The sequence below is a fragment of the Litoribrevibacter euphylliae genome, from assembly GCF_042646085.1.
Lineage (GTDB): Bacteria > Pseudomonadota > Gammaproteobacteria > Pseudomonadales > Litoribrevibacteraceae > Litoribrevibacter > Litoribrevibacter euphylliae.
The window spans coordinates 93,476-107,312 of the sequence record NZ_JBHRSZ010000002.1; the positions used below are offsets into that span (position 1 = coordinate 93,476).

Sequence of the window (13,837 nt, forward strand, 5' to 3'; positions counted from 1 at the left end):
CAAAGTAAGAACAACCAATCCATTAGTGCTTTATATCCTTTGCCAGACGATACCAAGATTTGACTCATGAGCGTTTAAATTGCAGTTATTATTTTGAAAAAGCTGAACGGTGGTCAGTACAGAGGGAGTAGTAACTAATTGAAAGCATTTAGTATTTTCATGGTAAAAAGTGCCTCCTATGACTTTCCCTGTTTGCGGGTGTCTTACTATGCGAGTGAAACTAGTAAGGATCTTGTCTGAAACAATTTTTCCTTTATTCGAGATCACTACAAAACGGGCCAAGTCTTCCTGCCCCTCTACATTCATGACGTAGTTACCACGCCCTTTTTCCCTGAGAATTTCGTTTTGTTCCTCAGTTATCATCTCGGCGGGCCAAAGCCACAAGATAAAGAAAACAATGACCATAATGATCATTGTAATCTCAAGAGTATTTTTTAAATCTGTAGCATCTTGATCAAGCATGTTTTTCCCCATCTTCTTCGCTTCAAGAGCTTAGGATATTTTAGATTAATTTAAGAAATCTATATCCAAATCGTTTTTGTTACCAAAATACTATTGATTAAAACTTGTTCTTACATTTTTCAAACAAAGAGAAAACCTATCATAGCCCCCCCCTGCCTATCACCTCAAAACCATGAATGCCTTCACATCAACTCTCAGTACACACCTACACTCATTAACTTCAGTAAATGTCGAGCACAAAAAAGCCCAAACAATTTTGATTGTTTGGGCTTTTTCAGCTTCAGACGCCAGTCTCCCGACGTCTGACTCCAATCAAATCGTCTTAGCCAACGATTTTAACTGGTTGCGCTTCAACGGCTAGGTCTTCAGAAGGTGGCGCGAAGCTAGTTAGGTTAATACCTTCAACCGCTTGCTTGTACTCTTCTAGAGTTGGGAAACGACCAAGGATAGTTGAAAGAACAACCATTGGCGTAGAACCTAGTAGAGACTCACCTTTCTTCTCAGCAGTATCTTCTACAACACGGCCTTGGAACAAACGAGTAGATGTTGCTAGTACAGTGTCACCAGGAGCAGCTTTCTCTTGGTTACCCATACATAGGTTACATCCTGGGCGCTCTAGATAAAGGATGTTTTCGTAAGAAGTACGTGCCGCTTCTTTCGGGTTCTCGTCGTCGAACGTGAAGCCAGCGTATTTCGCTAGGATGTCCCAGTCGCCTTCTGCTTTAAGCTCGTCAACGATGTTGTATGTTGGTGGAGCAACAACTAGAGGTGCCTTGAACGTGATAGGACCATTCTTCTCTAGGTTACGAAGCATCGCAGCGATGATCTGCATGTCGCCTTTGTGAACCATACAAGAACCAACGAAGCCTAGGTTAACTTCACGGCCATTGTAGTAAGAAGTTGGACGGATCACATCGTGCGTGTAACGCTTAGAGATGTCTTCGTTGTTTACGTCTGGGTCAGCGATCATTGGCTCGTCGATCGCGTCCAGGTCAACAACCAACTCTGCGTAGTACTTAGCGTTGTCGTCTGGAGCAAGCGCAGGTGCTTCACCAGATTTAACTTCAGCGATACGCTTGTCAGCTAGACCGATGAGCTTCTGCAGCATGCCAGCTTCGTTGTCCATACCTTTGTTGATCATGATCTGGATACGAGACTTAGCAAGTTCTAGAGACTTGATTAGTGTTTCGTCAGTAGAGATACAGATAGAAGCTTTCGCTTTCATTTCTGCAGTCCAGTCAGTGAAGGTGAACGCTTGGTCAGCTAGAAGAGTACCGATTTGTACTTCGATTACACGACCTTGGAAAACGTTTTCGCCGTTGAACTTCTTAAGCATTTGAGCTTGAGTCGCGTGTACGATGTCACGGAAGTCCATGTGAGGCTTCATAGCACCTTTAAAGGTAACTTTTACAGACTCTGGGATTGGCATTGCTGCTTCACCAGTCGCAAGAGCGATAGCTACCGTACCAGAGTCAGCACCGAATGCTACACCCTTAGACATACGCGTATGAGAGTCACCACCAATGATGATTGCACGATCATCTACAGTGATGTCGTTCAATACTTTGTGGATTACGTCAGTCATTGAGTGGTAAACGCCTTTCGGGTCACGAGCAGTGATTACGCCGAACGCGTTCATGAATGCCATTAGCTTAGGCGTGTTTGCCTTAGCTTTGTTGTCCCATACAGATGCAGTGTGACAACCTGATTGGAACGCACCGTCAACACTTGGAGAAATAGTAGAAGCAGCCATGGCTTCCAATTCCTGACACGTCATAGGACCAGTGGTGTCCTGAGAACCTACGATGTTCACTTTAACGCGAACGTCAGAACCAGTGTGTAGTGGAGTCTTAGAAGTAACACCAACAGCGTTGCGGTTGAAGATTTTCTCAACAGCCGTTAAGCCTTGGCCTTCGTGAGAGATTTCTTTAGACGCAGCGTAAACAACTGGCGCTTCAACACCTAGCGTTTCAGCAGCGAACGTCTGAATCTTCTTACCGAAAGTTACCGCGTAAGAACCGCCAGCTTTCATGAATTCCACTTTTTGTGGAGTGAAAGCGTCTGCTACGTCAGACAGTACATTGCCTTCGCTATCAAGCAGCTTCTTAGCTTTAGTATCGATAGTAAGAACCGTACCTGTTGCTACAGAGTAAGCTTCTTCTAGTACTGCGTCGCCGTTAGCATCACGAACGATTTCGCCGTTTTCGTCTTTTTTCTGAACCCAGTTTTTAAGGTCAAGACCGATACCACCGGTTACACCAACCGTAGTTAGGAAGATAGGTGCGATACCGTTAGTACCCGCAACAACTGGCTTGTTGTTTACGAATGGAATGTATGGAGAAGTTTTCTCACCAGCCCATAGTGCAACGTTGTTAACACCAGACATACGAGAAGAACCAACACCCATAGTACCTTTTTCAGCGATCAGCATTACTTTAGCATCTGGGTTGTCTTCACCCATCTTCTTAATTTCTTGCTGAGCTTCAGGAGTGATCATGCACTGGCCGTGCAGTTCACGGTCTGCACGTGAGTGAGACTGGTTACCTGGAGAAAGAAGGTCAGTAGAGATGTCACCTTCAGCAGCGATGTAGGTGATTACTTTAATTTTCTCAGGGATATCGTCAAGCTTAGTGAAGAACTCAGCGTTCGCGTAGCTTTCAAGGATGTCTTTAGCGATCGCGTTACCTGCTTTATAAGCGTCCGCTAGACGAGCCGTATCAGCGTCGTATAGGAATACTTGAGTTTTTAGAACTTCGCCAGCGGCTTTAGCTTGAGCATCGTCAGAAAGAGCAATATCAAGAAGAACCTTAACAGAAGGGCCACCCTTCATGTGAGAAAGCTGTTCTAGAGCAAACTCAGGAGAGATTTCTTCAACTTTCTCTTCGCCTAAAACGATGGCTTTTAGGAATTCAGCTTTAACACCTGCAGCAGGAGTGGTACCTGGAAGCGTGTTGTAGATGAAGAAGTTTAGAGACGCTTCGCGCTCAGCATTGCCAGTGTCTTTGATCTGGGCAATGATCTCAGATAGCAATTCCGCGCTATCGATTGGTTTCGGGTTTAAGCCAAGATCCGTTTTACGAACCTCGATCTCTGCTAGGTATTCTGAATACAAGCTCATGTGAATATCTCACTCAATATCAAGTTATTCCGTGACCATTATGTTTTTCCGGTCACTGGCCAGGAGCACACGGGGTCCCCTACAAAAATATCGGCGGAATTATAGGTTAGGTGCCCCTATAAGTTAAAGGCAAGCCTGGGTATTTTTAGCCATAAATGCAGGAAATCTTGATTATATTCGCTATTCATTTCATGAATACAGGTAAAAATGTACAAAGAAAGTGCAGAGATATCCGGTGACTTGCAATGTGCACAATTTTGGGCTTTCTATTCCCCCTGTCTGCAAAAGGATAAATTTGATAGAATGCCGCCCGATTTTTAACCAAGCATTGTTCACGATCATCCTTCAGATCCAATAATTGCTTACATAATGAATAACCAGGTACCGGTATCACTGAATATCATCAATTCGTTACCTGCTAAAAGGGCACAGAATGTTCTCTCTGATTAATAGATATACTCCTGCTAATGCAAAGAACGATTTCCTTTCGGGATTGACCGTTTCTCTTGCACTTGTTCCAGAAGCCGTAGCTTTCGCATTCGTAGCTGGTGTAGAACCTCTGGTAGGTTTGTACGCGGCTTTCTTCGTAGGTTTAATCACCGCTGTTTTTGGTGGTCGTCCAGGCATGATTTCAGGAGCAACCGGTGCACTTGCTGTCGTGATGGTTTCACTCGTAAGCCAACACGGCGTGGAATACCTCTTCGCCACGGTCGTGCTTATGGGAATCATTCAGATTGCCGCCGGGATATTTAAGCTCGGCAAGTTCATCCGCATGGTGCCCCACCCTGTCATGCTCGGGTTTGTGAACGGCCTGGCCATCGTCATCTTCCTGGCTCAGCTTGGTCAGTTCCAGATTGAAAATCCTACGACAGGCAACTCAGAGTGGATGGAAGGCAACATGCTTTATATGATGCTTGGTCTGATTGCTGTCACTATGTTCATCATTCATTTCTTACCTAAGTTGACCACCGCAATCCCTTCTTCTTTGGTTGCCATTATTGTGGTATCTCTGGCGGTTATCGGCCTTGATCTTAATACCAAAACAGTGGGCGACGTAGCCTCTATTGGCGGCGGTTTGCCTGAGTTCCATATTCCTATGGTGCCTCTGAACCTAGAAACTCTGTACATCATCCTCCCATACGCGTTGATTCTTGCCGCTATTGGACTGATCGAAAGCTTACTGACACTTAGCCTGATTGATGAACTGACCGAGACTCGTGGCCGAGGCAATAAAGAGTGTATTGCACAGGGCGCAGCTAACGTTACAACAGGCTTCTTCGGTGGCATGGGCGGTTGTGCCATGATCGGTCAGAGTATGATTAACGTGAACTCCGGTGGTCGTGGTCGCCTGTCTGGCATCACAGGTGCAGTCTTCCTATTGCTTTATATCTTGGTGGCCTCAGATTTGATCGAACAAATCCCTGTCGCTGCTTTGGTGGGCGTGATGTTTATGGTTGTTATCGGCACCTTTGAATGGTCAAGCTTCCGCATTATGAAGAAGATCCCTAAGCAAGACGCATTTGTTATTGTGTTGGTATCTGGTGTTACGGTTGCAACCGACTTGGCCATTGCGGTAATTGTGGGTGTGATTGTTTCTGCTCTAGTATTCGCATGGGAACACGCAAAACACATCAATGTCGTTGCAGAAGATCAAGGCGACAGTCGCATCTATAAGTTACATGGCCCATTATTCTTTGGTTCCGTTGCTAACTTCTTGGAATTATTTGATCCGTCAAAAGATCCGGACGATGTCATCATCGACTTCCAACACTCTAAGGTGTCGGATCATTCAGGCATCGAAGCGTTGGATACGCTTGCTGACCGCTATATCAAAGCAGGTAAAACCTTACATCTTCGTCATCTAAGTTCAGACTGTAAGCTATTACTTGAAAAAGCAGGCGACTTGGTTGAAGTCAACGTAATGGAAGACCCGAACTATCACGTAGCCTCAGACAAACTGGCTTAAGGTTCAATTAGCTTAAGACTAAGGGAGAAGAATCAGCACTTTGTTGATCCTTTTCCCTTTCTTCTCACAGCCGCTTTCAACAACTACTTTCAACGACTACTCCCTTCCCCTCTTCTCTCTCCACAACAGCCTAATCCACAATGCCCCTAGGCCCTTTTTCCGGTTAGTGATTAACCTCTAAGAAATGTTGTAGACTCAAATCTTATGAGTTTGGAACAGTTTTCATGAAAAAGAGCCAATATAAAGAAGAAGTTAAAGCCCTTCGCGCAGAACTAATTCAACTGCAACTCAGCCTCAAAGATGCAGATTTTCCTGTATTGATCGTCATCGGCGGCGATGACAGATCCGGTCGCCATGAAACCTTGAACCTACTCCATGAATGGATGGACCCACGCTTCCTTCAAGCCAATGCCTATGGTTTTCCTACCGAAGAAGAACAACAGAAACCCTTTATGTGGCGCTATTGGAAAGACCTTCCACCAAAAGGCCTTATTGGGTTGTGTCTGAGAGATTGGACGTCTTATAGCATCATCGAACACCTTGTAGATCAACTCAATCAAGAGCAATTGGCCCAACGCATCGAATACAGTAAAAAATTCGAAGAGACCCTCATCTCCCAAGGCATGTTGATCATCAAGATTTGGCTTCACCTTCCTGAAGAGGAACTCAAACAACGCTTAACAGTAGAACGAAAGCAGATTCACAAGACTTGGCAAATTCACCAACGTGATCAGCAAATCTATACAAACTTTGATCACGCGAAAAATGTCATTCGCAACACCCTCAAAGCAACGCACAGCGAAGCAGCGCCGTGGCACATCATAGACTCATCTGACCTCTACGAAAGAAACCTTAATGTCGGCAACCTCATAGCAAAACAGATAAAGGCACGACTAAAGAGTCCTCCTGAAATTCAAAGTGCCAAACTGCATAAAGAACTGTCTGCCTTTAAGGGAAATCATTTAGCCAAAGTTGACCTCTCTCAATCCATTGATAAGAGCGAATACAAGAAAACACTTAAGCATTGGCAAAAAAAAGCAAGCTTGCTCATTCACCAGTTTCAAGAAAAAGATCAGTCCTGCGTTATTGTATTTGAAGGATGGGATGCAGCAGGTAAAGGCGGCTGCATCAGAAGGCTTACCTCGTCTATTGATGCTGGTTTTTATCGGGTAACTCCTATTGCCGCCCCCACAGAAGAAGAGCTATCTCATCATTACCTTTGGCGGTTCTGGCGAAAAATCCCAAGAGCGGGTCGCATGAGCATTTTTGATCGTAGTTGGTATGGTCGAGTATTGGTTGAACGAGTGGAAGGTTTTGCTGAAACCAGGGAATGGCAAGACGCTTATGATGAAATCAACGACTTCGAACAACAACTACACGATAAAGGTACTCCTGTTATTAAATTCTGGCTTCACATAGATAAAGACGAACAGCTCAGCCGATTTCAAGAACGAGAAAACACCCCTTATAAGCATCATAAAATTACTGAAGAAGACTACCGCAATCGTGAGAAATGGGATGACTATGAAATCGCCATTAACGACATGATAGATTACACATCAACGGAATATGCACCTTGGCGACTCATTCCAGCGAACAGCAAGCACTTCGCTAGAATCGAAGTGCTTAAGCATGTATGCGAAGTGTTAGAAGCAACACTCACAAATAACACGGGTGAATAACCTGTGTTATTTGTTAAGCATCACACAATCTGAAGGCCACTCTTCAACAGACGACCGTTATGCTCAGCCAGTTTGAGATAAAAGTCCAAGTCCAGCGTTTCGCCAAGTTGATATTCAAAAATATTCTTGGCTAACATAGGCATAACCGCCAGACTGATCATATTAATACCAATCATATCTGCATCGAGCGCTGAGTCGATTTTACCTTTTTCCTGAAGCTTGGTTATTACCTTACGAAATGAATTACGCATCGGCTCAATGACCTTATCAAGAATAAACTTCCGGCTTGGCCCCTGCCCCATAGTCAAAGTTCGCATCATTAAGATTGGGAACTGATAATCCGGTAACATGGTTTGGTAATAGACCTTAAAGAATGACTCCATGTTAGTGACATCGTCCGAGTGCTGTAGCATGTGAAGGCGCTCAGAAATAGGCACAAACTGGGTACGAATCAACTCTTGGTATAAGCCTTCCTTACTACCAAAATAATAACGGATCATTGCAATGCTGGTATCTGCTTCTGCCGCAATTTTCCTCGTTGATACTTTTTCGTAACTTTCCTCAAGAAAGCATCTTTTTGCCGCTAACAACAACCTATCACGAACATTAGACTGGCCTTCCTTATTTGTCGGACGACCCACAGAAGCTTTTGACATCTCGATTACAACCTAGGATTTATTGTTAATTAAACAAGCGTTCAATCAAATTGGGACTATATTAAAAGCTGTCCGACTAAACAAGTTAAGAAAAGTTCAGTGCTTTTTTGCTTCATTTTGTGAATCAAGACTCCATTAACCTGATAACAGGCCTACAATCCTCCTCATTTGATCAATAAATTCATTACATTGCGTATTCACGCCAATCCTGACACATCGCGACACCTAATGACGTCTGTGATCAAGTTCACAGTGATCAAAAATACTACAGATATACTGCTATAAAAAATAACAATAATAGGCCTATCATGAATCTCATTCGACCTCTAACAGCCTTACTATTAATAGCCGGCCATTCTTCCGCCATGGCCGAGTTGACACCTCTGGATGACTCAAGCCTATCTGAGTACTCTGGCCAAGCCTTCATCACGATTGATAACTATAACGTCACTCAAACCACCGCAGGTTTCAGTGCTGCCCCTGAGGAAGTGAACACCGAATTCTACCGGGTCAATATTGGCGCCGACATGGAAACACACCTATCTATTGACCATCTAGAGTTAGGAAAATTTGATCGATACGAGAATGGTGAGCCCTGCCCAGCTTCTGGCTGTGATCCTAGCCGTATGCAAGAACTTAACGATGCCGACGTTAGTATCAGAGACTTCGCATTAGGTCATTATGAAAAAGAAAGTGATGGCTCAGTCACCAGCCATCCCTTCAAAACTGTTAACCCATACTTTGAACTTGCATTTGAAAACGGCGATAACGGCATGAGAGAAGTTGTGGGTGTTCGTATCGGCTTCGAACAAGCCGGTGGTGTGTTGTCTGGCGATATCGAAAGCATGACAGGTAACATTGATGTTCTGATTAAAGGTACTGAATGGGTGTTTGGTTTTATCCCAGTACAAGTAGAAGGGCAAGCCTATTTACAGTACGGTGAAGAAGGTGACCAAAACGGTGAAAACAGTGGTAGCCTTGACCCGATTCGTGCCAACTACATTGGTATTCTTGATGGAGATGACATCAGTGCCGGTTTAATCCCTGATTCCTACCTTCTAGAAATTACACCGGAGGATTGCCGAACCTCTACAGGTACGGATACCTGTCAGCCTCTTGATAAGTTCCAGTCCTTAGAAGTGGGTAAAGCCAGTGATTCTGGCATGGTAGACAACTTCTTTATTTCATCTCAAACCAAAGATATTGCTTGGGCCATTGACCCTAACGGCAATCTAAACCCATCTTACGGAAACAATGTCAGGACCGGCAATAAAACCATGGTAGTTGATGAAAACTTCACGCAGACCTTCTTGGGTGGTTTCGTTAACATTCCATCTGGTGGTTTAGAACTTAATCCCCATGAAACGGTAGAAGGTTTACCAAGAATGCCAACCCGTTATACCGATGCAGCGCTTGGCTTGTTCTAATTAAATAAAATAAGCACCCACCCAATAAAAAGAGCAGCTTACAGCTGCTCTCTTAAGTCCTTTGGTATCTCTATCTCAAATCGAGTGTATTTTCCTGGTTCTGACATACATTTAATGTGCCCATACAACGCTTGGGTAACGATGTTGTAAGCAATGTGCAGTCCTAAGCCTGCCGTACCACTCATCCGGGAAGACGTGACAAAAGGATCAAAAATTTGATTGATCATGCTGTCATCAATCCCCTTACCTGAATCTTCTACTGCCAACCGTATGCGATCTTCATATGACTCAGCAGAAATAATGACATCACCTAACGCATCCCCCCCATAGCCGTGCTGAAAGGCATTATTAATCAGGATTTCAAGCAACGTTGCCAGTTTCTCAACGTCCTGGAAGGCCTCCACTTCATCAACACACTTAACCTTACACTTCGCTTTTAACTCGGTACTGAGACTTAGATTCTCCGATAACTTACCCAAAAAAGCCTTTAACTCCACCGACGCCCACAGATCAGGCTCTGGCTTGACGGATAACATCTTAAACGTTGAAACCAAGCTAGACGCTTTATTGAGGTTCTTAACGATCAGACCTAGAGATTCAGTGCTGGCAAAAATCATATTTTGAAAGTCAGCCGTAGATAAGCGCCCTTCCGAATAGTTTTGATTTACTTTCGCCATCTGCTCTTCTAAGAAACTCACTGAGGTTAATGCTATTCCCAGTGGGGTATTCATCTCATGAGCAACCCCAGCAACCAGCTGTCCCATGGAAGCCATTTTTCTCGCTTCAACCAAGTCCTGCTGGTTCTTTGATAACTGAGAAACCATTTGATTAAAGTTGAGAGCTAATTCCCGCATCTCATCGCGTGTAGACTCTGGCATATAGGTATCCAAACGGCCATTGGCCACAGACTTTGACTTCTCAACAAAGGACTTGAGCGTCTGATGAACCGACAAATACATGCCCGCATATAAAAAGATAATCAGCGCCAAAAGAAATGCTGTCAAACACATGAATCCAATGAGTTTACCGCTTTCTTCATCCGCCCGGTTTTTGAGTTGCTCTTCTACAATATCCAACAGAGTATCGATGAATTGATACATGGTGTTATGGATGTCCGTCATTTGCAGATAGTAGTCTTGCCACCCCATTGTCCTCTGATCAGCTTCTATGATTTCCCGATACATAGAATCACGCCCTTTAAGGACACCCGTAATCACACGATCAACCCCACGCTGAAGCGGAAGATGAAACTGCTTGTTTTCTGCCACCGCATAACCGAGATTATTACTCAGAAGGTGGAAGCTATCCGTCAAATCGTCGTAAATTTCGTCTAATTCTTTATACGTGTCGTGGTCGATACTCAATTGATTTAAGGCATACGCACCGTAAGCTCGCGCTCGACCTAACTCACGCAAAGCAATCGGCATATCATCGGAAAGCATATTGATTAACAAGAAGGTATTTAGGTTTGGATCGTGGACTAACTTGGTTCGATAGCCAATTACATCCACCAAAACCTGAATTGTGCGGACAAAGCTGTCGTAATATTTGAATTGGATGTGCGGCCCACCTTGGGCGCCTGAAGAATAACTGTTGAGCTGCTTCCAACTAACATGTACTTGCTTTAATTGATGATCAATTTCCGCATCATCAAACTCATCAACCAGCATTTTAAGCTTGTTAAGCATCGACTCCACTTGTTTTTTCTTCGTATCCAACTCATTCCGAATCACTTCTAAATCATTAACTCTAAGGATGATTGAACGATCACGAAATTCTGACGCCTGCTCAATTAATTTAAAGGCTTGAGCCAACATACGGAGCCCTTGCTGCTCAACCTTTGTAATAGCCAAGTTGCGTTGAATCTCAGTAACCAGGCCATATCCCAAAAGCCCTACTGGCAATAAAAACAACGCACTAATCAGCATGAATTTTTTCAGATACGATAAACGATCCATCAAGCTTCGGGCAGGAGAAAACACTGTCTGAAAGAATGTCCTTTTCGGCGGGGACGGCATATCTGAGTCCTTAGCATTTTTTATTATTTATAACGTCAATGAATGGCTACCGAACCCAAGCTACTTATTCAGAGGTTCCCCAGGTTCGGAAGACACCCACTTTATAATATTTCGCTATAAAAATCCGTGAAAAACCTAGGGAATCTTTAAATGAACTAAGATTAAAATCAGAGAAATTGGAACTTAAGCTCTAGAAGACATTTATCCTACCAGCCCAGACATTATCTGACTGATATCAAAGGATAAGAAGATGTTTATTCGAATAGATAACGTACCGTCGGATATCACAGAAGAAGAGATTATGGCGTTGTTTAACAACAGCCCCAGAGTCAAGAATGTGGCTATCAAGAGTATTGCAGGCAACAAGAGTGTCATCATCTGGGTTCGATTAAACGTAGAATCTCGCGCCGTCATCAATGGCATTGCTGATTATATAAACGGTCGTTATGTTCGCGGAACACCCATTAAGGCCTGTGCCCCACTCTTTTTTAACGAACCTGTTTTTAACGATTCGGACTGACCCGCGCTTAAATCTGACGCCAATTCTTAACCGCTACTTTCTCTTTGATCACATCAATGGTCTGCACACTCATATTCCGTGTTAACTGATGTAATTGCGGATTTTCTTCGCTAAAAGTAGAGAGCACTGCGTCCAAAATTGTATCCATATCCGGCTGTTGACCATCCGTTGCAATATCTGAGATCAAGCCATCCATTACCTGCCACACTACATCAGACACCACTCGCTGAATTTCCTGGCTGATTTTATCCCCCACCACAGGCAACTTTTCCAGCGTCTTTAATTCGGTTTGAGACTCAACCGCGACTTCAACACGCTGACGGATATTTGATTCAATCAGATTACGGTTTTTCTGATAATGCTCTGCAATAAAATCTTCGATACCAGAGGCAATCCAGCGAACAAGTTCAGGTTTATTAGGTTTGAACACATTCTCCATGATCTTCTTACCTAACGGATAATCCTGATCAAATTCCGCCTGAACACCATTGAGCACATTAAGCACGACCTTATCGGACACTTCTTCAACCAGAATATCGTGATACTTAACAAATCGACGATAGAAATAATTGTCTTTCAAGTTGATCACGCCCATGCGATGTAAACGCAGCAATACCGAGATTACCCTTAACAAACGCAGCCAACGGAACTCGGCAAGAGGGATACAACCAAGCAAGTCATACCAATGAAACAGCGGGAAAAAGAAGACACCAGGGTACTCTTTGCGTTTAAGGCTAATCCCCCAACGAACACAAAACTCGGTCAGAAAGAAGAGTACAAAAGCACCATCAATATAAACAAAGTTTGGAGTTATGTAATCGAGATACCATTGATGCGCGGGAGCAGACAGGCTCTGCCAAAATGAAGTCAGCACTTCCCAAGTCATTAACCAATCGATCACCAGGAAAGATAGATTAGAGAAAAGCACCAGGATCATGATCACGTCCCAAGCGACGTATTGTCGATCCGTTTTACTGCTTTGTTTAAATTTCTCTAAATGAATATGTTCAGACAACTTATTTCCCCTGTCTTCTGAAACGGGTAGAATTTGCCAGTTCTAACACGGATGAACAGGCATTTAGCTCATGAAGCTGTATTTCAGGCTGCTCCTACTCTGGTTAAACCTTCGTAAAACCAGCAACATAACCGTCGATGATACCTCAGTCTTTCATTCTCGTGTATGGCCAACCGATTTGGATTTCAACGGTCACATGACCAACACGCGCTACGCAAATTTGTTTGATCTCAGCCATATTCAACTGTTCAGCCAACTGGGGTTAATCCCCACATTAAAGCAAAAACGCTGGTCTCCTGTTATCAATGCCAGAACCATCAGTTATTTCAAAGAGCTATCGCCCTTTGAGGCGTTTACCGTCACCTCACGGTTGATCTATTGGGATCGAAACTATTTCTACATGGAGCAGCGGATACTCAATCAAGCAGGAAAAACCTCTGCCATCAGTTACAGCCGGGAACTCCTCGTGGATAAGAGCAATTCTTCCTCAAAAGGCATTGTGTCGTTTAAAGACGCATTAATCGAAGCTCACAAAGTGGGGGGTGTTTCTGTCTCTCAAGCCCGTAAAGACTTTGATTCACACAGCATTTTCGACTCACCTGAAATTCCGGAACACATCAAACACTGGAAGGAAACACTGAGCATTCAGAAAAAGATGGCTAAATCCCAACACGGGTAAAAAGACTGACAGGCTTACACCGAACCAAAGTACTCGTCTTCTGCTGAGCGCTGCTGAAGTATTTTCCACTGCTCGCGAGACAAGATATTACAACTCTCTGCCTCTTCATCAAAAATAATCACGGCCGCTCCTGATCGGAGTTGAGCAACCACATCCTGCTTTTTGTCTTCCAACGAGCGCTCTATTTCACCGTAATCTGTGCCTTCTCTCGAGATAAAAGATTCGATCAGCCCTTCTAGAGCGTCTTGTGATAATTGTTGCCAAGGTACTTCGATGGCCATCTAGATTTAATTC

At 43.9% G+C, this 13,837-nt stretch carries 11 protein-coding genes; 5 read left to right on the plus strand and 6 right to left on the minus strand.

Translation table 11 applies throughout. The annotated features are described in order from the left end of the window. Nucleotides 1–30: 30 nt before the first annotated feature. Complete coding sequence (locus ACFOEK_RS02180; RefSeq protein ID WP_386715510.1) at nucleotides 31–462, minus strand: hypothetical protein; 432 nt, start codon at nucleotides 460–462, stop codon at nucleotides 31–33. 322 nt (nucleotides 463–784) lie between these two features. Continuing rightward, complete coding sequence (locus ACFOEK_RS02185) at nucleotides 785–3,580, minus strand: bifunctional aconitate hydratase 2/2-methylisocitrate dehydratase (protein ID WP_386715513.1); 2,796 nt, start codon at nucleotides 3,578–3,580, stop codon at nucleotides 785–787. Between the two features lie 433 nt (nucleotides 3,581–4,013). Between ACFOEK_RS02185 and ACFOEK_RS02190 the strand changes: the two genes are divergently transcribed. Continuing rightward, entirely contained in the window at nucleotides 4,014–5,546 is a 1,533-nt protein-coding gene (locus ACFOEK_RS02190; RefSeq protein WP_386715516.1) for a SulP family inorganic anion transporter, read from the plus strand. Nucleotides 5,547–5,770: 224 nt separating this feature from the next. Continuing rightward, nucleotides 5,771–7,228, plus strand: a complete 1,458-nt coding sequence (pap, locus tag ACFOEK_RS02195; protein WP_386715519.1) for a polyphosphate:AMP phosphotransferase — start codon at nucleotides 5,771–5,773, stop codon at nucleotides 7,226–7,228. 20 nt (nucleotides 7,229–7,248) lie between these two features. Here the strand turns inward: pap and ACFOEK_RS02200 are convergent, their stop codons facing one another. Beyond that, complete coding sequence (locus ACFOEK_RS02200; protein ID WP_386715521.1) at nucleotides 7,249–7,884, minus strand: TetR/AcrR family transcriptional regulator; 636 nt, start codon at nucleotides 7,882–7,884, stop codon at nucleotides 7,249–7,251. A gap of 308 nt (nucleotides 7,885–8,192) precedes the next feature. On the opposite strand from ACFOEK_RS02200, the gene ACFOEK_RS02205 reads away from it, so the two are divergent. Further along, nucleotides 8,193–9,311: a DUF6160 family protein gene (locus tag ACFOEK_RS02205; RefSeq protein ID WP_386715524.1), complete on the plus strand. Its 1,119-nt coding sequence runs from the start codon at nucleotides 8,193–8,195 to the stop codon at nucleotides 9,309–9,311. A gap of 38 nt (nucleotides 9,312–9,349) precedes the next feature. On the opposite strand, the gene ACFOEK_RS02210 is transcribed toward ACFOEK_RS02205, so the two are convergent. After that, complete coding sequence (locus tag ACFOEK_RS02210) at nucleotides 9,350–11,329, minus strand: ATP-binding protein (RefSeq protein ID WP_386715527.1); 1,980 nt, start codon at nucleotides 11,327–11,329, stop codon at nucleotides 9,350–9,352. 250 nt (nucleotides 11,330–11,579) lie between these two features. Between ACFOEK_RS02210 and ACFOEK_RS02215 the strand changes: the two genes are divergently transcribed. After that, complete coding sequence (locus ACFOEK_RS02215; protein ID WP_386715530.1) at nucleotides 11,580–11,849, plus strand: hypothetical protein; 270 nt, start codon at nucleotides 11,580–11,582, stop codon at nucleotides 11,847–11,849. A 7-nt stretch (nucleotides 11,850–11,856) separates the two neighbouring features. Here the strand turns inward: ACFOEK_RS02215 and ACFOEK_RS02220 are convergent, their stop codons facing one another. After that, a complete protein-coding gene (locus tag ACFOEK_RS02220) occupies nucleotides 11,857–12,864 on the minus strand; it encodes a hypothetical protein (protein ID WP_386715533.1) in 1,008 nt (335 codons plus the stop codon). Between the two features lie 70 nt (nucleotides 12,865–12,934). Between ACFOEK_RS02220 and ACFOEK_RS02225 the strand changes: the two genes are divergently transcribed. After that, nucleotides 12,935–13,543, plus strand: a complete 609-nt coding sequence (locus ACFOEK_RS02225; protein WP_386715536.1) for a thioesterase family protein — start codon at nucleotides 12,935–12,937, stop codon at nucleotides 13,541–13,543. Between the two features lie 14 nt (nucleotides 13,544–13,557). Here the strand turns inward: ACFOEK_RS02225 and ACFOEK_RS02230 are convergent, their stop codons facing one another. Continuing rightward, on the minus strand, nucleotides 13,558–13,824 hold the full coding sequence (locus ACFOEK_RS02230) for a YheU family protein (RefSeq protein WP_386715539.1): 267 nt from the start codon (nucleotides 13,822–13,824) through the stop codon (nucleotides 13,558–13,560). Nucleotides 13,825–13,837: the final 13 nt, after the last annotated feature.